Annotated in this window: 19 protein-coding genes and 1 pseudogene; 15 read left to right on the forward strand and 5 right to left on the reverse strand. The window is 63.5% G+C overall.

Features of this window, described 5'->3' with window-relative positions:
- The 9 genes from BGO62_RS16050 to BGO62_RS16090 form a co-directional block, all read left to right on the forward strand.
- Nucleotides 1-348, forward strand: a 348-nt coding sequence (locus tag BGO62_RS16050) for an aldehyde dehydrogenase family protein (protein ID WP_296644444.1), incomplete at its 5' end; no start/stop codon positions are given.
- 4 nt (nucleotides 349-352) lie between these two features.
- Entirely contained in the window at nucleotides 353-1,000 is a 648-nt protein-coding gene (nadD, locus tag BGO62_RS16055; RefSeq protein ID WP_296638596.1) for a nicotinate-nucleotide adenylyltransferase, read from the forward strand.
- Nucleotides 997-1,356 carry a ribosome silencing factor gene (rsfS, locus tag BGO62_RS16060; RefSeq protein WP_296644446.1) on the forward strand — a complete coding sequence of 120 codons (360 nt, stop codon included), beginning with the start codon at nucleotides 997-999 and terminating at the stop codon, nucleotides 1,354-1,356. The genes nadD and rsfS overlap by 4 nt, the downstream gene beginning before the upstream one ends.
- Nucleotides 1,357-1,827: a 23S rRNA (pseudouridine(1915)-N(3))-methyltransferase RlmH gene (gene rlmH / locus BGO62_RS16065; protein ID WP_296644447.1), complete on the forward strand. Its 471-nt coding sequence runs from the start codon at nucleotides 1,357-1,359 to the stop codon at nucleotides 1,825-1,827. It abuts the gene before it with no gap.
- Between the two features lie 17 nt (nucleotides 1,828-1,844).
- Nucleotides 1,845-2,456 carry a Maf family protein gene (locus tag BGO62_RS16070; RefSeq protein ID WP_296644451.1) on the forward strand — a complete coding sequence of 204 codons (612 nt, stop codon included), beginning with the start codon at nucleotides 1,845-1,847 and terminating at the stop codon, nucleotides 2,454-2,456.
- Nucleotides 2,457-2,476: 20 nt separating this feature from the next.
- Nucleotides 2,477-3,928, forward strand: coding sequence for a ribonuclease G (gene rng, locus BGO62_RS16075; RefSeq protein WP_296644455.1), 1,452 nt, complete (start codon nucleotides 2,477-2,479; stop codon nucleotides 3,926-3,928).
- 111 nt (nucleotides 3,929-4,039) lie between these two features.
- On the forward strand, nucleotides 4,040-4,666 hold the full coding sequence (locus BGO62_RS16080) for a DNA-3-methyladenine glycosylase (RefSeq protein WP_296644458.1): 627 nt from the start codon (nucleotides 4,040-4,042) through the stop codon (nucleotides 4,664-4,666).
- A 38-nt stretch (nucleotides 4,667-4,704) separates the two neighbouring features.
- A complete protein-coding gene (locus tag BGO62_RS16085) occupies nucleotides 4,705-5,775 on the forward strand; it encodes a glycosyltransferase (RefSeq protein ID WP_296644461.1) in 1,071 nt (356 codons plus the stop codon).
- 2 nt (nucleotides 5,776-5,777) lie between these two features.
- Nucleotides 5,778-6,410 (forward strand): sulfotransferase family protein, encoded by a 633-nt coding sequence (locus BGO62_RS16090; RefSeq protein WP_296644491.1) that lies wholly within the window; start codon nucleotides 5,778-5,780, stop codon nucleotides 6,408-6,410.
- Nucleotides 6,411-6,435: 25 nt separating this feature from the next.
- Here the strand turns inward: BGO62_RS16090 and BGO62_RS16095 are convergent, their stop codons facing one another.
- Together BGO62_RS16095 and BGO62_RS16100 are read right to left on the reverse strand one after the other, a co-directional pair.
- On the reverse strand, nucleotides 6,436-7,119 hold the full coding sequence (locus BGO62_RS16095) for an acetyltransferase (RefSeq protein WP_296644465.1): 684 nt from the start codon (nucleotides 7,117-7,119) through the stop codon (nucleotides 6,436-6,438).
- Entirely contained in the window at nucleotides 7,116-7,955 is an 840-nt protein-coding gene (locus tag BGO62_RS16100) for a 3-keto-5-aminohexanoate cleavage protein (protein WP_296644468.1), read from the reverse strand. The genes BGO62_RS16095 and BGO62_RS16100 overlap by 4 nt, the downstream gene beginning before the upstream one ends.
- A gap of 17 nt (nucleotides 7,956-7,972) precedes the next feature.
- Here BGO62_RS16100 and BGO62_RS16105 point away from each other — a divergent pair, with 17 nt between their 5' ends.
- Nucleotides 7,973-9,133, forward strand: a complete 1,161-nt coding sequence (locus tag BGO62_RS16105) for a DegT/DnrJ/EryC1/StrS family aminotransferase (RefSeq protein WP_296644471.1) — start codon at nucleotides 7,973-7,975, stop codon at nucleotides 9,131-9,133.
- Between the two features lie 121 nt (nucleotides 9,134-9,254).
- Here the strand turns inward: BGO62_RS16105 and xth are convergent, their stop codons facing one another.
- From xth to BGO62_RS16120, 3 genes are all read right to left on the reverse strand, one after another.
- On the reverse strand, nucleotides 9,255-10,028 hold the full coding sequence (gene xth, locus BGO62_RS16110) for an exodeoxyribonuclease III (RefSeq protein ID WP_296644472.1): 774 nt from the start codon (nucleotides 10,026-10,028) through the stop codon (nucleotides 9,255-9,257).
- A 23-nt stretch (nucleotides 10,029-10,051) separates the two neighbouring features.
- Nucleotides 10,052-10,570, reverse strand: a complete 519-nt coding sequence (locus BGO62_RS16115) for a DUF4124 domain-containing protein (protein ID WP_296644477.1) — start codon at nucleotides 10,568-10,570, stop codon at nucleotides 10,052-10,054.
- 143 nt (nucleotides 10,571-10,713) lie between these two features.
- Nucleotides 10,714-12,771 (reverse strand): M3 family metallopeptidase, encoded by a 2,058-nt coding sequence (locus tag BGO62_RS16120; protein ID WP_296644480.1) that lies wholly within the window; start codon nucleotides 12,769-12,771, stop codon nucleotides 10,714-10,716.
- Between the two features lie 105 nt (nucleotides 12,772-12,876).
- On the opposite strand from BGO62_RS16120, the gene BGO62_RS16125 reads away from it, so the two are divergent.
- From BGO62_RS16125 to BGO62_RS16145, 5 genes and pseudogenes are all read left to right on the forward strand, one after another.
- The gene (locus tag BGO62_RS16125) at nucleotides 12,877-13,455 is read left to right on the forward strand and encodes a gamma carbonic anhydrase family protein (RefSeq protein WP_296644482.1); all 579 of its coding nucleotides are present in this window, start codon (nucleotides 12,877-12,879) and stop codon (nucleotides 13,453-13,455) included.
- A complete protein-coding gene (locus BGO62_RS16130) occupies nucleotides 13,452-13,946 on the forward strand; it encodes a TlpA disulfide reductase family protein (protein ID WP_296644484.1) in 495 nt (164 codons plus the stop codon). Before BGO62_RS16125 ends, BGO62_RS16130 begins: the two co-directional genes overlap by 4 nt.
- Entirely contained in the window at nucleotides 13,946-14,203 is a 258-nt protein-coding gene (locus tag BGO62_RS16135; RefSeq protein WP_296644488.1) for a hypothetical protein, read from the forward strand. Before BGO62_RS16130 ends, BGO62_RS16135 begins: the two co-directional genes overlap by 1 nt.
- A gap of 22 nt (nucleotides 14,204-14,225) precedes the next feature.
- Nucleotides 14,226-15,890, forward strand: coding sequence for an energy-dependent translational throttle protein EttA (ettA, locus tag BGO62_RS16140; protein ID WP_296644489.1), 1,665 nt, complete (start codon nucleotides 14,226-14,228; stop codon nucleotides 15,888-15,890).
- 10 nt (nucleotides 15,891-15,900) lie between these two features.
- Nucleotides 15,901-16,253, forward strand: a pseudogene (locus tag BGO62_RS16145) (bifunctional diguanylate cyclase/phosphodiesterase); the annotation flags it as partial.

A 16,253-nucleotide genomic window follows, 5' to 3' on the forward strand; every position in this document is an offset into this window, starting at 1 on the left:
GCCGCGGTGGACGCCGACTGGGTCGAGGAATATCTCGGCCCCATCATCGCGGTCAAGGTGGTCGACGGCATCGACGAAGCCATCGTCCACATCAATACCCACGGTTCGCAGCACACCGACGCCATCGTCACCGAGGACTACGGCCGCGCGCGCCGCTTTCTGCGCGAGGTCGATTCGGCGAGCGTGGTGGTCAACGCCTCGACGCGCTTTGCCGACGGATTCGAGTATGGCCTCGGCGCTGAAATCGGCATTTCCACCGACAAGATCCACGCGCGCGGCCCGGTCGGCCTGGAAGGGCTGACCAGCCAGAAATGGGTGGTGCTGGGAGACGGGCACGTCCGCGGCTAAGGCCATGCCGCCCATCGGCATCTTCGGCGGCACCTTCGATCCCATCCACTTCGGCCATCTGCGGCTGGCCGAGGAAATGGCGGCGGCGATCGGCTTGAGCCGGGTGCTGTTCATTCCCGCCGGACAGCCGCCGCACCGCGGCGCGCCGCGCACCGCGGCGGCGCACCGGCTGGAAATGGTGCGCCGGGCGATTGCCGGCAACCCGCGCTTCGAGGTGGATGCGCGCGAAATCCAGCGACCGGAGCTGAGCTACACGGTGGACACGCTGGCCGCCCTGCGCGCAGAGCTGGGCAACGAGCAACCGCTGTGGCTGCTGCTGGGGGCGGATGCCTTTCTCGGGCTGCCGGGCTGGCATCAATGGCGGCGGCTGTTCGATCTGGCGAATATTGCGGTCGCCGCGCGCTCCGGTGCGCAGTCGCTGCAGCCCGACGCGCTGCCGGATGAGCTGAAACACGAACTATCGCAACGGCAGCAAGCCGCCGGATCGGCCGCTTGCCCGGCCGGCTCGGTGCTGTTGCGACAGATGACGCCGCTGGGCATTTCGGCCACCGCCATCCGCGACACCCTGGCACGGCGTGGCAGCGCGCGTTATCTGCTGCCCGACGCCGTGCTCGACTACATTCACGAACACCAACTCTATCTTTATCCATGAACATCGAAAACAAAATCAAGCTGATCGTCGCCGCCCTCGAAGAGGTCAAGGCGCAAGACATCACCGTGCTCGACACCGGCAAGCTCACCTCGCTGTTCGAGCGCATGGTGATCGCCAGCGGCACCTCCAATCGGCAGACCCGCGCGCTTGCCGACAATGTGCGCGTCAGGATGAAGGAGGCCGGCGAATACGTGGGCAATACGGAAGGCGAGGACAGCGGCGACTGGGTGCTGCTCGACCTCGGCGACGCCATCGTCCATGTGATGCTGCCTGCCGTGCGCGCGCATTACAATCTGGAAGAGCTGTGGGGGGCGGGCGAAGCGGCGCGGGCGCGGCACATTCAATCCGACCACTGAGTGAAGCTGCACCTGATCGCCGTCGGCCACAAGATGCCCGGCTGGATCAACGCGGGCTACGACGACTATGCGCGCCGCATGCCGCCCGACCTGCCGTTGCTGCTGACCGAGATCAAACCCGGTCATCGGGTGGCGGGGGAGGACGGGGTGCGGGCGCGGCAGCTTGAAGCCGAGCGTATCCTGGCGGCGTTGCCCGCCGGCTGCGTGCCGGTGGTGCTCGACGAACGCGGCGTGCAGGCGACGACGCGCGAGCTGGCTGCCTGGTTGCAGGGCTGGATGGCGGAGGGGGTGTCGCCGGCGTTCGTGATCGGCGGAGCCGATGGCCTCGACGACAGCGTGAAGGCGCGTGCCGGCAAGTTGCTGGGGCTGTCGAAACTGACGCTGCCGCACGCCCTGGCGCGGGTGCTGCTGAGCGAGCAGGTATACCGGGCGGCGTGCATCATCAAGGGACATCCCTATCATCGGGATTGAGGGGGAATAACGAAAACATGCTGGTCGACAAACGGATTTATCTGGCCTCGCAATCGCCGCGGCGACGCGAGCTGCTGAAACAGATCGGCGTTGCCTTCGACGTGCTGGCATTGCGTGCCGTGTCCGGCCGCATGGATGTCGTCGAGGTGCCGCGCGCCGGCGAAACCGCGCTCGATTTCGTGCAGCGCATGGCGGCCGAAAAGGCTGCCTGCGGCTGGCGCGCGGTGGATGCGCGCCACCTGCTGCGCTTTCCGGTTCTGGGTGCGGACACGGTGGTCGAACTGGACGGCGCCATCCTCGGCAAGCCGGCCAGCCGCGCCGAGGCCGAAGCCATGCTGACCCGTCTGTCGGGGCGCCAGCACCAGGTACACACCGCGGTGGCGGTGCAGCATGAAGGCCAGCAGGAATTGCGCCTGTCATCCAGCCAGGTCAGGTTTGCCGCGCTCGATGCCGCCGCCATCGCGCGCTATCTGGAAACCGGCGAATACCTCGGCAAGGCCGGCGCCTACGCCATCCAGGGACGCGCCGGCGCGTTCGTCGAACATATCGACGGCAGCTACAGCGGCATCATGGGTTTGCCGTTATATGACACAGCCGTTTTATTGAGAGCCTTCGGTTTGGCAGTCTGAGCGCTGTCGGCCACCCCATCATGAGCGAAGAAATCCTCGTCAACGTCACCCCGCAGGAAACCCGCGTCGCCGTGCTGCACCTGGGCTCGGTGCAGGAGCTGCACATCGAGCGCGCGCAGTGCCGGGGACTGGTCAGCAACATCTACATGGGGCGCGTGGTGCGCGTGCTGCCGGGGATGCAGTCGGCCTTCATCGACATCGGCCTCGAGCGCGCGGCCTTCCTGCACGTGGCCGACATCTGGGAGGAGCGCCGCGGCGGCGAGCCGGAGCGTCCGATCGAGCAGATCCTGCACGAAGGCCAGAGCCTGATGGTGCAGGTGATCAAGGACCCGATCGGCACCAAGGGCGCGCGGCTCTCCACGCAGATCAGCTTCGCCGGACGCTACCTGGTGTATCTGCCGCAGGAAACCCACATCGGCATTTCGCAGAAGATCGAAGGCGAGGAAGAGCGCGAACAGCTGCGCCAGAAACTGCACCAATTGATGCCCACCGACGCCACGGGCGGCTTCATCGTGCGCACCATGGCCGAAATGGCGGAAGACGCCGAAATGCAGGCCGACATCGACTACCTGCGGCGGCTGTGGGGCAGCATCCAGTCGCGCGGCAACTGCACGGTGCCGTGCCTCTTGTACCAAGATCTCGACCTGTCGCTGCGCGTGCTGCGCGACTTCGTCAATCGCGACACGTCGCGCATCCTCATCGATTCGCGCGAAACCTATCAGCGCATGGCCGAATTCGCGCAGAACTATACCCATGCCGTGCTCGAAAAACTGCAGCATTACGGCGCCGACCGGCCGCTGTTCGACCTCCACGCCATCGAGGATGAAATCGCCCGGGCGCTGGGACGGCGCGTCGATTTGAAGTCGGGCGGCTACCTCATCATCGACCAGACCGAGGCGCTGACCACGGCCGACGTCAACACCGGCGGCTTCGTCGGCGCGCGCAATTTCGACGACACCATCTTCAAGACCAACCTGGAAGCGGCGCAGGCCATCGCGCGCCAGCTGCGCCTCAGGAACCTCGGCGGCATCGTCATCATCGACTTCATCGACATGGACAATGCCGAGCACCAGGAAGCGGTGCTCACCGAGCTGAAGAAAGTGCTGGCGCGCGACCCCACGCGCACCACCGTCAGCGGGTTTTCCGCTTTGGGCCTGGTGGAAATGACGCGCAAGCGTACGCGCGAATCGCTGGCGCACGTGCTGTGCGAGGCCTGCCCCACCTGTGCCGGGCGCGGCGAAATCAAGACCGCGCAGACCGTGTGCTACGAAATCCTGCGCGAAATCCTGCGCGAAGCGCGCCAGTTCGACGCGCGCGAATTCCGCATTGTCGCGGGGCAGAGCGTGATCGATCTGTTCCTGGACGAGGAATCCGGCAGCCTCGCCCAGCTCATCGACTTCATCGGCAAACCGGTATCACTGCAGGTCGAGACCACCTACCCGCAAGAGCAGTACGACATCATCCTGCTGTGAGGGCGAAAGGCTTTATCCGCGAAGGACGCGAAGTTCAGCGAAGAAAATCCCAGGCAATTCTGGTTTTCCCCTTCGCGTTTCTTCGCGTCCTTCGCGGATGAAAGTCTTTTCATGAAATCCCGTGCGCCCACCTATTGGTCCACCGCCTGTGCAGAACTGGCCGCAGCCGACCCGGTGATGGCGGCGCTCATCGCGTGCTATCCCGATGCCGTGCTGGGCGATCGCGGCGACCCCTTCCAGACCCTCGCGCGCGCCATCGTCGGCCAGCAGATCTCGGTCAAGGCGGCCGACAGCGTGTGGGCGCGCTTCGCCGGGTATGCGCAAACCGTCAGCCCGGAACGCATCGTCACGCTCGAACTGGATGCGCTCGCCGCCTGCGGCCTGTCGCGCCGCAAGGCCGAATATCTGCGTGACCTCGCCGGCCATTTCGCCGATGGCCGCATCGATCCGGCGCGCTGGAAAAAAATGGAAGACGAGGCCGTCATCGCCGAACTCGTCGACGTGCGCGGCATCGGCCGCTGGACCGCCGAGATGTTCCTCATCTTCAGCCTGCGCCGCCCCGACGTCTGGCCGGTCGACGACATCGGCCTGCAGAAAGCGGTTGCACTGTATTATCTCGGCGGCGAACGGCCCACCCCCAAGCTCTTGCGCCAGCACGGCGAGCGCCACGCGCCTTGGCGCACCGTCGCCACCTGGTATCTGTGGCGCAGTCTCGACCCGGCGGTGGTGCAGTACTGATTGCCGCCACACAGGTGGCGCATAGGGAGAGTTCATCGATGGGGCGTGTTGTTCTACTTGATGCGCAAAAAGCATTGCCCGTAAGCTTTTCCGGGGCATTGATGGAGGCGCTTGAAACGAATGGGTGGAGGGTTTGCCTTGCGCGGCAGGCGACCGACCTTGCCGCAGGCGATACCTTGCTGGTCCTGGGGATTGCAGACTGGGCAGCGGTCGGCAAGCCTTTTTTCAGCAGGGCGAGGGAACTGGGGATTCAACGGATTCTGTGGAGTTGTGAGCCATTGCTTCCGCCTGATCTCCCATCTTCCCGGCTGCAGAACTGGTTCTTGCATGCGCGCGGTGTGGACTACTCTTCCCGCCCGCAGCGAATGCAGCGGCTGTTTGATCGTTTTGCGTACTATGGTTTCGCGATCCAGAGCTGGAGCTTGCCCTGGAACAGACGCCGCGATTTTTTACCCCGCCAGTTTTCTTACGCGGCCAAGGAGTCGCGACGGTTATTGGGTTTCTGGCGGGCCGGGTTGGTCGATACGCTTTTTGTGAGCCTGGAACCTCGACAGACGTTTCTGGCCGGTCATGGTGTACCCAGTTTATTTGTTCCTGTCGGCTATCACCCTGATTGGGGCAGCTTGCTGGAGGAAACGGAACGGGATATCGACGTCGTTTTCCTGGGCAACATCACTCGCCGCCGCCGTGCCTTGCTTCAGGACATGGAGCAGGCCTTGGAGAAGGCCGGCTTCACGCTGAAAGTGGTCAATCAAGACTGCTATGGAGACGTGCGCACCCAACTGCTTAACCGCAGCAAAATTCTGCTCAATCTCAACACGTTTCCCTGGGAGTCGCCAGGGATGCGCATGTTGATGGCGATGAGCTGCAAGGCGATGGTGGTTTCCGAGCATGCGGAAAATACTGCGCCCTATATCGAAGGCACGCATTTCAGGATGGCGGCAAGACATGAGCTTGTCGACCTTGTTGTTTCCTGTCTTAAAGATGAGGCTGGGCGGCTGAGCATCGCGGATCAGGCATATCGATATGTAACGGAGGAAAACACCCTGGCCAACGTGATGAAAATGGCACTTGAAAGCCCTTCGGGGGCAGCGAGGCGTGTAATTTGAAGATGGATATGTTCTGGAAAAAACAAAAGATATTCTGCATAGGCAGGAACAAGACGGGCACAACATCACTGGCTAAGGCATTGAAGCTGCTGGGTTACCGCGTGGGCAAGCAGGCCAAGGCCGAGCGTTTGCTGGATGATTGGGCCAGGAGGGATTTTCGGCGAGTCGTTCAATATTGCCGGGGGGCGGATGCTTTTCAGGATGTGCCGTTCAGCCTGGATTACACCTACCAGGTTCTTGATCACGCCTATCCGGGTTCAAAATTCATTCTTTCGATAAGGGATGATCCGAGTCAGTGGTATGACTCATTAATTCGCTCCCAGACAAGGCTTGTCTGCAAGGGGAGGATCCCCTCTGCGGATGACTTGAAACAACTCCCCTACTGCGATACCGGCTGGTTATGGCGGCAGCATCAAATGGTGTATGGCGTGGACGAACATACGCTCTATGACCCTGAAATCTACAAACAGCATTATCAGGACCATAACCGGCGCATTCTGGAATATTTCAGGCATCGCCCCGAGGATCTGCTTGTTCTGAACCTGTCGGTGCCTGATGCGATGCGGAAACTGTGTGAGTTCTTGGGGCATCGCGTGCCCGATCTTGCGATGCCGCATGAAAACAGGTCGGTCTAATGCCGGGGAGGGACGCAGTGCGGCTTCAGTCTGCCAACTGCTTCTTGATGACCGCGGGGATGCCCGCCACCAGCACAGCCTCGGGAACGTCGTGCAATACAACCGAGCCGGCGCCGATCACCGAGCGGTTGCCGATTTGCAGACGCTCAAGCAGGGTGGCTGCCATGCCGATCGTCACCCCTTCGCCGATGCGGGACAGCCCGCCAAGATTGCAGCCGGGCTGAACCCGGGAATACGCACCGATACGGGTATCGTGGCCGATGGTTACGCCGCGATTGATGAAGACATGCTCGGCCAGTTCTACACCGGGAGCAATGACGCTGTTCGCACCGATGAATACGCCACCGGATAGCGTGGCCATTGGCGAAAAATAGGCAGTGGGGTGGACCAGTGAGGCGAAATCCAGGCCAAAGCGATCGATCAGCATTTCCGAAAGCACTCGCCGTTCCGGGGAGGTTGGCCCGAGAATGTAGCGTTCCCCTGGTTCCGGGGAAAAGTTATCAAGGTCTTGCAGGATGGGTTGACTGGCATGCCGGGAATACGCATTGATCCGGTGAGTCACCGATAAATCACGGTCGCCCGGGTTCTCCGGGTGATGGATGACGATTTTGCTCACGGGGAGCCGAAGCGCAAGGGCGCAATCGAGCAGATCCGAAAGAATATTGCTCAAGCCGAAAATCACCAGGCGCTCATCTGTCTGCATGTTCATGAAATTCGATCCAGTCCCAAACGCTGTCGGGTTTCTTCCGGGCTGGCTATCCCTCTGCCTGCTGCACGCGCCACATCGGCTACTCGCTGGACGAGCTGGCTGTTGCTGGCCAATTGCGTGCGACCGGCATCCAGCCATAGGTTGTCTTCAAGGCCGGTGCGGGCTCCATCGGCGAGTACCGCGGCCAGATTGTTGGCGTTCTGCTGATAACGCCCAATCCCTCCCAGTGCCCACACGCTGTCGGGGGGAAGTTCGCGCAGAAGAACAGCCAGATGCAGCAGGTCGGTCTGGGCGGTCGCAATATTGCCCAGGATAAGGTTGAAGTAATAGGGCGGATCGATCAGTCCCTTGCTGATGAGCACCTTGGCATAGTGAATCATGCCCAGATCAAACACCTCCAGTTCCGGCTTGACGCCGTACTCACGCATCATGCCCGCCAATGCCTGGATCGTTTCCGGATCGTTGATGCTCGCGCCATCCGCAAAGTTCATCGAACCCAGGGTCAGGCTCGCCATGTCGGGCCTGTCCGAACCCTGAAGCCTCAAGGCCGCTGTTCGTTGCTGTAAATTGGAGGTCCGGCGGCCGCTGGTCGTGACCGTGATCACCGCCTGTGGGTGCCGCGTACGAATGCCCCTCATGATCGACGCGTAGCGCTCCGCATCGTAGGAGGGATCGCCATTGTCCTCGCGAGCGTGGATGTGCAGAATGGAGGCGCCGCATGCTATTCCGGCGCAGGCATCGGCGACAATCTCCTCCACGCTCATCGGCACATGCGCAGACTGCATGCGGGTAGGCACCCAGCCGGTCATCGCTAGATTGATGATGATTTTATTCACTTATATCGGATCGGAAATTGCGAAATACGTTTTTGACTTTTGGCGCGCCTGATTTGCAGGCAACGGAAATTGCGGAGGTGGTTGCGGCCCTGGAGGCCGGCTGGATTGGCACTGGGCCCCGAGTGCATCAATTCGAACACGATTTCGCTACCTACAAGCATCTTCCTTCAAGTCGGGTCGCAGCAGTCAATTCCTGCACGGCGGCGCTCCACCTCAGTCTGATAGCCGCCGAGCTGGGGCCGGGTGACGAGGTCATCACCAGCGCCCTCACGTTTTGCGCAACCGTCAACGCCATCATACATTGCGGTGCCCAGCCTGTGCTGGCTGACGTAGACCCCGTGACGCTGAATCTTGATCCGGACGACGTGGCCCGCCGCATTACACCGCGAACCCGCGCACTTCTGCCCGTACATTTTGCAGGTCGTCCCTGCGATATGGATCGTTTGCGGGATCTGGCCCAGGCGCACAACCTGATTGTCATAGAAGACTGCGCACATGCTGTTGAGGGCGAATACCACGGCCAGCCCCTCGGCACCCTGGGCGACTTCGGCTGCTTCAGTTTCTATGTCACGAAAAACGTGACCTGCGGTGAAGGCGGCATGATCATTGCGCGCAATGAAGAGCACATACAACGCATCAAGCGCCTGGCGCTTCATGGGCTTAGCCAGGACGCTTGGCAACGCTTCAGCGACCGGGGATACAAGCATTACCAAGTGACGGAATGCGGCTACAAGTACAACATGATGGACCTGCAGGCGGCCATCGGGATTCATCAGCTCGCCCGTATCGAAGACAGCTGGCTGCGCCGCCAGCGCTTATGGGATCGTTATCAGAAAGCGTTGTCCAGCCTGCCGCTTACCCGACCGGCCGAACCCGATCCCGAGACCCGGCATGCGCTCCATCTGTATACGGTTCTGGTCGATGCCGAACGTACCGGGCTGACGCGCGACACTGTCCTGGAAAAGCTGCATGATCGAAACATCGGTGCTGGCGTTCATTATTTGAGCCTGCCTGAACACCCCTACTACCAGGAGCGCTACGGCTGGGAACCGGATGATTGGCCGCAGGCCAAACGCATTGGCCGACAAACACTGAGTTTGCCGCTCTCTCCAAAGCTGCATGACAGTGACCAGGATGACATCATTGGCGCGCTGCAGGAGTTCTGCGCAAGCGCTTAGTCATCCATGACAGGGATGGCGGGCAGGTTTGTGAGTTCCCTCCAGGGCCGGCCCCGGCTACCGGTCATGTTCCAGAACAACAGCGGGACGGATTTCCCTATCCGGGTCGAGTGGATTGAATTCAAACGCCCAAACCAATTTCGGCAAGAACCGGCGCGTGGTCCGACGGCCGCTCCAGCTTGCGCATGTCGCGGTCGATGGTGCTTGAGGTGCAGGCTGCGGCCAGCGGCGCGCTGAGAAGAATGTGGTCGATCCTGAGGCCGTGGTTGCGGCGGAAGCCCATCATGCGGTAGTCCCACCAGGAGAAGCTTTTCTCGGGCTGCTCGAACAGGCGGAAGCTGTCCATGAGGCCCAGCGCCAGCAGTTTGCGGAAGCGTTCGCGTTCGGGTTCCGACACCAGCACGCTGTCCTTCCATGCCTCGGGGTCGTGGACGTCGCGGTCTTCCGGGGCGACGTTGTAGTCGCCGAGCACGGCGAGCCGGGGATGGCGCGCCAGTTCGTCCTTCAGCCAGGCGGCCAGCGCATCGAACCAGGCAAGCTTGTAGGGGTATTTGTCGGAGTCGAGGCTCTGGCCGTTGGGGCAGTAAACGCACACCAGCCGCACGCCGTCGACGGTGGCGGCAATGACGCGCTTCTGTTCATCCTCGAAACCCGGGATGCCGAGGGCGACCTCGCTCGGCTCGGCGCGGCTGACGATGGCGATGCCGTTGTAGGTTTTCTGGCCGGTGAAGACGACGCGGTAGCCGGCCGCTTCGAGTTCGGCGACCGGGAAATTGTCATCGGTGAGCTTGGTTTCCTGCAGGCACACCGCATCGGGCTGGCGGGTGGCGAGAAAGTCCAGCAACTGGGGCAGGCGGACCTTGAGGGAGTTGACGTTCCAGGCGGCGATTTTCATGGCGCCGAGTTTACCGCACCCCGCTACTGCGGCGACGGCTGTTGCGCCTGCGCGGGTGCCGGCTTGTGGCCGGGCGGGGCGGTTTTTGGATAGCCTGCGCGGTCGAGCGCGGATTGCCATTGCCCGGCTTCAAAACCGTCCAGCTTGTCGCTGCCGACCACGAGCACCGGAACGCTTAAACGCCCGGTGAGCTTTTGCAGCTCGGCCTGCGCTTCGGGGCTGGCTTGCGGGTCCTTGCTGCTATGGGGAACGCCGCGCCCTGCGAGCAGTTGCCGAGCCTGTTCGCAGGGCGCGCCGCAGGCGCTGGCGTACAGGGTGACCGGGTATTTCTCGCGCGCGGTTCTGGCGGCATAGGATTCGCCAACCTCGATGACGCTGCCCTTGAAGGCTTTCTGCTGGGCATTTTTGATGCTGGGTGGCGGCGGCTGGTCGCTGTATACCGTGCGGCCCTGTGTGTCCTTCCACTGATACAGCTGGGCGGCGGCAAGCGGGGCGCTCGCCGCCGCCAGCCAGGCCGCTGCCATGATGAGTCCTGCTTTCATGCCGTGCTCCCGAAAGACCTGATCCCGCCTTCTAACGGCCATAACCGGTTTGGGCTTTACCTGCGGGCAGCCTGAAGAGCGTCAAGGCTGGCCGCGGCCGCACGCCGCTGAAGCCCGGGTGGCATCGTCATCGTATGCGTCGCTCATGCCATGCCGTTGTGGCGCAGCAGGGCGTCGATGGTGGGTTCGCGGCCGCGGAAGGCCTTGAACGACTCGAGCGCCGGGCGGGCGCCGCCCTGGGCGAGGATCTCGCTCCAGAAGCGGTGGCCGACCTCCGGATTGAGCACGCCGCCGTAGCCCTCGGCCTCGTCCTCGAACAGCGCGTAGGCGTCGGCGGAGAGCACTTCCGCCCACTTGTAGCTGTAGTAGCCGGCCGCGTAGCCGCCGGCGAAGATGTGCGAGAAGTTGTTGGGGAAGCGGTTGTAGGCGGGCGGGATGACGACCGCGACCTGGCGGCGGATGTCGTCGATCAGGTCCAGCGCGGTGCGCGGGCCGCTGGGGTCGAAATCGTCGTGCAGGCGCATGTCGAAGCTGGCGAACTCGATCTGGCGCAGCGTCTGCAGGCCGGACTGGAAGTTCTTCGCCGCCAGCATCCTGTCGAACAGCGCGCGCGGCAGTGGTTCGCCGGTGTCGACGTGGGCGGTCATGTGCTTCAGCACGTCCCATTCCCAGCAGAAGTTCTCCATGAACTGGCTCGGCAGCTCGACCGCGTCCCACTCGACGCCGTTGATGCCGGACACGCCGAGTTCCTCGATCTGCGTCAGCAGGTGGTGCAGGCCGTGGCCGGCTTCGTGGAACAGGGTGATGACCTCGTCGTGGGTGAACAGCGCCGGCTTGCCGCCCACCGGCCCGGAGAAATTGCAGTTGAGGTAGGCGACCGGGGTCTGGATGCCGGCAGCGGTTTTGCGGCGGGTGATGACGTCGTCCATCCAGGCGCCGCCGCGTTTCGACGCGCGCGCGTAGAGGTCGAGGTAGAACTGGCCGACGCGCTGGCCGGCGTGGTCGGTGAGGGTGTAGAACTTGACGTCGGGATGCCACACCGGCGCCTGATCCTCGCGCACGTGCAGGCCGTAGAGGGTCTCGATCAGCTTGAACAGGCCGGCCAGCACGCGCGGCTCGGGGAAGTACTGCTTCACTTCCTGGTCGGAGAAGCTGTAGCGGGCGACGCTGAGTTTTTCCGACGCGTAGGTGGTGTCCCAGGCCTGCAGGTCGGCGAGGCCGAGTTCGTCGCGGGCGAACGCCTTCAGTTCCGCGTAGTCCTTCTCCGCGTAGGGGCGGGCGCGGACGCCGAGTTCGTCGAGGAATTTCAGCACCTCGGCCGGGGTGTCGGCCATCTTGGCTGCCAGCGATACCTGTGCGTAGCTGGAAAAACCAAGCAGTTCGGCCGCCTCGCGCCTGAGTTTGAGGATGCCGGCAATCAGCGGGGTGTTGTCGAGTTCGGGCTTGCCGAATTCGGAGGCGCGGGTGACGTAGGCGCGGTAGACCTGCTCGCGCAGGCTGCGGTTGTCGGCGTATTGCATCACCGGCAGGTAGGACGGCATGTGCAGGGTGATCTTCCAGCCGCTTTTGCCGTCGGCCTCGGCCGCGGCCTTCATGGCGGCCAGCACGTCGTCCGGCACGCCGGCAAGCTCGGCCGCGTCGTCGATGAAGAGCGCGAAATCGTTGGTGGCGTCGAGCAGGTTTTCCTCGAACTTGGCCGACAGCTGCGCCAGTTCCTCCTGCACCTGCATGAAGCGGGCCTTCTTGTCGGCCGGCAGCTCGGCGCCGCCGAGGCGGAAATCGCGCAACTCGTTGTCGACGATCTTCTGGCGCGGGGCGGACAGCGCGGCGAAATCGGCGCGCGCCTTGAGCGCCTTGAACTTGGCGAACAGCGCCTCGTTCTGTCCCAGCTCGGCGTAATAGACGGTGATCTTCGGCAGGTTGGCGTTGTAGACCTCGCGCAGTTCCGGCGAGTCCATCACCGAATGCAGGTGCGACACCTGGCCCCAGGCGCGGCCCAGTCTTTCGTTGGCGTCGTCGAGCGGGCCGACGAAGGCATCCCACTCGGCCGGCGTGTCGGCGGCTTCCGCACGCGCCACCGCCGCGCGGGCGTCGGCCAGCAACCGGTCGATGGCGGGGGTGACGAATTCGGGCTTGAATTCGGCGAAGCGGGGCAGACCGGAAAAGTCGAGCAGGGGATTGGTGCCCATCGGGGTATTCATGGCAAATCTTTCACAAAGTGGACGCAGGGGCGCGGAGGAAAAGCGGCAACGCACAACGATTATAATTTGAGCCCGCTCCCGCTGCGTTTCAACCCCAGGACAACCATGGCTTTTGACCCCGTCGCCCCCTACCGGGAGGTTCACCCGCAACTCGCCGCCGGCGCCTGGGTGCACCCGCGCGCCACGGTGATCGGCGAAGTCAGCCTTGGGCGGGACGCCTCGGTGTGGCCGGGCGCGGTGATCCGCGGCGACGTCAACTCGATCGGCATCGGCGAGGCGAGCAACATCCAGGACAACAGCGTGCTGCACGTGTCACACAGGACGCCGGCCAATCCGGCGGGCGGACCGCTGCGCATCGGGGCGCGTGTCACCGTCGGCCACACGGTCATCCTGCATGCCTGCACCATCGAAGACGAATGCCTGATCGGTATGGGTTCGATCATCCTCGACCGTGCGGTGATCCAGAAGCATGTGCTGCTGGGCGCCGGTTCGCTGGTGGCGGAAGGCAAGGTGCTCGAATCCGGCCATCTGTACCTGGGCCGTCCCGCCAAGCGGGTGCGCCTGCTTTCCGACGAGGAAATCGCCTATTTCTGCTATTCGGCGCAGCACTATGTGGCGCTGGCGCGGTCGTATCAATCCCAGGCGCAGGATTCAAGCTGCAATTTAGAAGGTAAAAACCCGTGAAATACACCAAACCGCTTCTCGCCGCCGTCGCCGTCTTGGCCATCATCGGCGCACTGGCCTACGCCCTGATGGACAAGCCCGGCGCACCCGCGGCCACCTTCACCACGCTGGAGGGCAAGCCCATCGTGCTCGACGAGCTGCGCGGCAAGGTGGTGCTGGTCAATTTCTGGGCAACGTCGTGTCCCGGCTGCATCAAGGAAATGCCCGGGATGGTCGAGACCTATACGCAATACAAGGACCGCGGCTTCGAAATCATCGCGGTGGCGATGAGCTACGATCCGCCCAACTATGTGGCCAATTTCGTGCAGACGCGGCAACTGCCGTTCCCGGTGGCGCTCGACACCGACGGCGCGCACGCGCGCGCCTTCGGCAACGTGCAGCTGACGCCCACCAGTTTCATCGTCGGCAAGGACGGCCGCATCCTCGAACAGAAGCTGGGCGAACTCGATTTCGTCAAGCTGAAGGCCTTGCTCGACAGGGAACTGTCTTGATGAGGGCGCTCGCTGCCGCCGTGCTGCTGTTCGCACTGAGCGGATGCGGCCTGGCCGGCACAGACCCTGCGGCCAAGCCGGCATCGCGGCCCGCTGCGGGCAAGCCCTTGCCGCCGGCACCGCCGCCACCGCCGCTGCCGGACGCAGGCGGGGCGTGTGCCGCGGACGTCAAGCAGTGTGCCGACGGCAGTTATGTCGGCCGCAACCCGGACAAGGGCTGCGCGTTCGACGCATGCCCGGGCGCAAACAACAACTAACTTTTTCTGGATTCATTCATTCATGGCGCAATACGTGTATTCCCTCAACCGCGTCGGCAAGATCGTGCCGCCGAAGCGGCAGATCCTGAAGGACATCTCCCTCAGCTTTTTCCCCGGCGCCAAGATCGGCCTTCTGGGCCTCAACGGTTCCGGCAAGTCCTCGCTGATCCGCATCATGGCGGGGGTGGACAAGGACATCGAAGGCGAGGCGATCCCGATGCCGGGCATCCGCATCGGCTACCTGCCGCAGGAACCGCAACTCGACCCCGCGCATACGGTGCGGCAATCGGTGGAAACGGGGCTGGGCGAGATCGTCTCCGCCAAGGCGCGGCTGGATGAAATCTACGCCGCCTACGCCGAGCCGGACGCCGACTTCGACAAGCTCGCCGAGGAGCAGGCCAAGTGCGAGGCGATCCTCGCCACCGCCGGTGCCGACCTCGACACGCAGATGGAAATCGCCGCCGATGCGCTGCGGCTGCCGCCGTGGGACGCCACCATCGGCAACCTGTCCGGGGGTGAAAAACGCCGGGTGGCGCTGTGCCAGCTCCTGCTGTCCAACCCCGACATGCTGCTCTTGGACGAGCCGACCAACCACCTCGACGCCGAGTCGGTCGACTGGCTGGAGCAGTTCCTGGTGCGCTATCCGGGGACGGTCGTGGCGGTGACGCACGACCGCTACTTCCTCGACAACGCCGCCGAGTGGATCCTCGAGCTTGACCGCGGCCACGGCATTCCGTGGAAGGGCAACTACACCAGCTGGCTGGAGCAGAAGGAAGCGCGGCTGGAGACCGAATCCAAGCAGGAAGCCGGCCGCATCAAGACGATGAAGCAGGAACTCGAATGGGTGCGGCAGAATCCCAAGGCGCGCCAGGCCAAGTCGAAGGCACGCCTGGCGCGTTTCGAGGAACTGAACTCGGTCGAGTACCAGAAGCGCAACGAGACCCAGGAAATCTTCATCCCGGTCGGCGAGCGGCTGGGCGACAAGGTGATCGACTTCCACAACGTGAGCAAATCCTTCGGCGACCGCCTGCTGATCGACAACCTCTCCTTCAGCGTGCCGCCCGGCGCCATCGTCGGCATCATCGGCCCCAACGGCGCCGGCAAGTCGACCTTCTTCAAGATGATCACCGGCCTGGAAAAACCTGATTCCGGCGAAGTCGAGATCGGCCAGACGGTGAAGCTCGCCTACGTCGACCAGAGCCGCGATGCGCTGGCGGCCGACAAGACCGTGTTCGACGAAGTCGCCGAGGGCCGCGACATCCTCACCGTCGGCCGCTACGAAACGCCGTCGCGCGCCTACCTCGGCCGCTTCAACTTCAAGGGCGGCGACCAGCAGAAACTGGTCGGCAACCTGTCCGGCGGCGAACGCGGCCGCCTGCACCTGGCGAAGACGCTGATCGCCGGCGGCAACGTGCTGCTGCTCGACGAACCGTCGAACGACCTCGACGTGGAAACCCTGCGCGCGCTGGAAGACGCGCTGCTCGAATTCGCCGGCTGCGTGCTGGTGATCTCGCACGACCGCTGGTTCCTCGACCGCATCGCCACCCACATCCTCGCCTTCGAGGGCGACTCGCAGGTGGTGTTCTTCCCCGGCAACTACCAGGAATACGAGGCCGACAAGAAGAAGCGGCTGGGCGAGGAGGGCGCCAAGCCCAAGCGCATCCGCTACAAGCCGATCAGCCGCTAAGCCTCCGCGCGTGATCCCTTCCAGCCCGCTTGTGTCCTCGCGCAGCCTGCCGTTGGCGGCCGGCGTGCTGGCGGCATGCACGGTCTGGCTGCTGCTGCAATCGTTCGTCTGGCTGGAGCGGGACCGCAGCCGCCAGGCAGAGCGCGCGGTGCTGCAAGCCGAGGCCGCCACTGTGCGGGCACGCCTGGAATCGGAACTGAATGCCACGCTGTCGCTGAGCCTGGGCCTGTCTGCTTTCGTGCTGTCCAAGCCGGATTTTTCGCAGGCCGATCTGGCGCAGGTCGCGGCTTCGCTGATGCGTCTGCAGCCGGCGATCCGCAGCGTGGCAATGGCGCCCGACAACGTGATTCGCTTTGTCTATCC

It is taken from the genome of Thiobacillus sp. 65-1402, from assembly GCF_001897685.1.
Classification (GTDB): Bacteria; Pseudomonadota; Gammaproteobacteria; order Burkholderiales; family Thiobacillaceae; genus Thiobacillus.

What these genes read in the sequence shown, in the direction of transcription:
- nadD (WP_296638596.1), top strand. Translation starts at nt 353, where the DNA reads ATGCCGCCCATCGGCATCTTCGGCGGCACCTTCGATCCCATCCACTTC.
- rsfS (WP_296644446.1), top strand. Translation starts at nt 997, where the DNA reads ATGAACATCGAAAACAAAATCAAGCTGATCGTCGCCGCCCTCGAAGAG.
- BGO62_RS16070 (WP_296644451.1), top strand. Translation starts at nt 1,845, where the DNA reads ATGCTGGTCGACAAACGGATTTATCTGGCCTCGCAATCGCCGCGGCGA.
- rng (WP_296644455.1), top strand. Translation starts at nt 2,477, where the DNA reads ATGAGCGAAGAAATCCTCGTCAACGTCACCCCGCAGGAAACCCGCGTC.
- BGO62_RS16080 (WP_296644458.1), top strand. Translation starts at nt 4,040, where the DNA reads ATGAAATCCCGTGCGCCCACCTATTGGTCCACCGCCTGTGCAGAACTG.
- BGO62_RS16085 (WP_296644461.1), top strand. Translation starts at nt 4,705, where the DNA reads ATGGGGCGTGTTGTTCTACTTGATGCGCAAAAAGCATTGCCCGTAAGC.
- BGO62_RS16090 (WP_296644491.1), top strand. Translation starts at nt 5,778, where the DNA reads ATGGATATGTTCTGGAAAAAACAAAAGATATTCTGCATAGGCAGGAAC.
- BGO62_RS16095 (WP_296644465.1), bottom strand. Translation starts at nt 7,119, where the DNA reads ATGAACATGCAGACAGATGAGCGCCTGGTGATTTTCGGCTTGAGCAAT.
- xth (WP_296644472.1), bottom strand. Translation starts at nt 10,028, where the DNA reads ATGAAAATCGCCGCCTGGAACGTCAACTCCCTCAAGGTCCGCCTGCCC.
- BGO62_RS16115 (WP_296644477.1), bottom strand. Translation starts at nt 10,570, where the DNA reads ATGAAAGCAGGACTCATCATGGCAGCGGCCTGGCTGGCGGCGGCGAGC.
- BGO62_RS16120 (WP_296644480.1), bottom strand. Translation starts at nt 12,771, where the DNA reads ATGAATACCCCGATGGGCACCAATCCCCTGCTCGACTTTTCCGGTCTG.
- BGO62_RS16125 (WP_296644482.1), top strand. Translation starts at nt 12,877, where the DNA reads ATGGCTTTTGACCCCGTCGCCCCCTACCGGGAGGTTCACCCGCAACTC.
- BGO62_RS16135 (WP_296644488.1), top strand. Translation starts at nt 13,946, where the DNA reads ATGAGGGCGCTCGCTGCCGCCGTGCTGCTGTTCGCACTGAGCGGATGC.
- ettA (WP_296644489.1), top strand. Translation starts at nt 14,226, where the DNA reads ATGGCGCAATACGTGTATTCCCTCAACCGCGTCGGCAAGATCGTGCCG.